This is a genomic window from Armatimonas sp., from assembly GCF_031410135.1.
In the GTDB taxonomy this organism is placed as follows: domain Bacteria; phylum Armatimonadota; class Armatimonadia; order Armatimonadales; family Armatimonadaceae; genus Armatimonas.
Window position 1 is genome coordinate 1 of sequence record NZ_JANNYP010000706.1, and the last position, 1,204, is coordinate 1,204.

The following is a 1,204-nucleotide window of genomic DNA, read 5'->3' on the forward strand; positions in this document are numbered from 1 at the left end:
CCGCGGCGACACGCCCGATCGTTTCACGGGCCGACGCTCTTCCTCCACCTTCGACCGCACGAATTCCATACTTTTGATCGTAGGTGAAATCAGCATGTGAGGGCCGATACTTTTCTTTGAGCTCCTCGTAATCTTGAGACCGTTGATCTTGGTTTCTCACCAAAAGCGCAATCGGGGTCCCCAAAGTAATTCCATTCGCAACTCCGCTGAGGATTTCCACTCGGTCGGACTCTTTGCGTTGAGTGACGATCTTTGATTGGCCCGGCCGCCGCCGGTCTAGCTCGGCTTGAATAAATTCAAGATCGATGGCGATGCCTGGCGGACAACCATCAATCACCACTCCCACACCGACTCCGTGCGACTCCCCCCAGGTCGATATTTTGAAGAGAGTTCCGAATCCGCTGCCCATAGTTCCATTATGGGCTTCCATTGCAAAGGGTTCCAGCGTCTCTACCTATGTGAGAAAATTTGCTCGTCTTCCCGATCACGTTCAATGTGAGATATCCGGTAAGGCCATTCCTCTTTCTGAGGCCATCCCGGTCGACCTGGTTCGTGAATCAATCGTTCCGTACTTGCACGCAATGTGCCACGACGATCACCTCGACCCTTCTGGATTTGTGAGCAAAGAAGAACTGAACAAGGCTCGCCGCCAAGTCATGGATGCTTGGGCTTCTGAGGAGCAAGGTGAGATGTCCCGGCTACGATTCGAGGTCGCCGAGGCAATCAAAGACAAAGACACGATTTCGTCAAATGTGGACGCGGAAATGCTTTCGAAAGAATCCTTTGGAGAGCGACTCGCCGACAAAATCGCGAGCTTTGGCGGAAGTTGGAAGTTTATCCTCATCTTCCTAGGGATCCTATTTCTCTGGATGGGCGTGAATACCTCCTTAGTCTTAAGCCGCCCTCCCGACTCGTTTCCCTTTATTTTTCTGAACCTGATCCTGAGTTGCTTGGCCGCGTTTCAAGCTCCGGTAATCATGATGAGTCAGAATCGGCAAAACGAGCGAGACCGGATGCGGAGCGAGAACGATTATAAAGTCAACCTCAAGGCCGAGCTCGAGATCAAATACTTGAATGAAAAGATGGACACACTGATTCAAGATCACTGGAAGCACCTTCTAGAGATTCAGCAGATGCAAATGGAGATGATCGAGGAATTGCTCAACCAAAACGAGGCACCTAAGCAGCCTGGCTAAGTTGTTCC

2 protein-coding genes are annotated in these 1,204 nt (G+C 51.2%); one reads left to right on the forward strand and one right to left on the reverse strand.

The window, feature by feature from the left end; translation table 11 throughout:
- The coding region (locus tag RMO15_RS25750) for a chorismate synthase (protein WP_369016164.1) at positions 1 to 409 on the reverse strand (409 nt) is incomplete at its 3' end.
- 49 nt (positions 410 to 458) lie between these two features.
- Between RMO15_RS25750 and RMO15_RS25755 the strand changes: the two genes are divergently transcribed.
- Positions 459 to 1,196: a DUF1003 domain-containing protein gene (locus RMO15_RS25755; RefSeq protein ID WP_309719508.1), complete on the forward strand. Its 738-nt coding sequence runs from the start codon at positions 459 to 461 to the stop codon at positions 1,194 to 1,196.
- Positions 1,197 to 1,204: the final 8 nt, after the last annotated feature.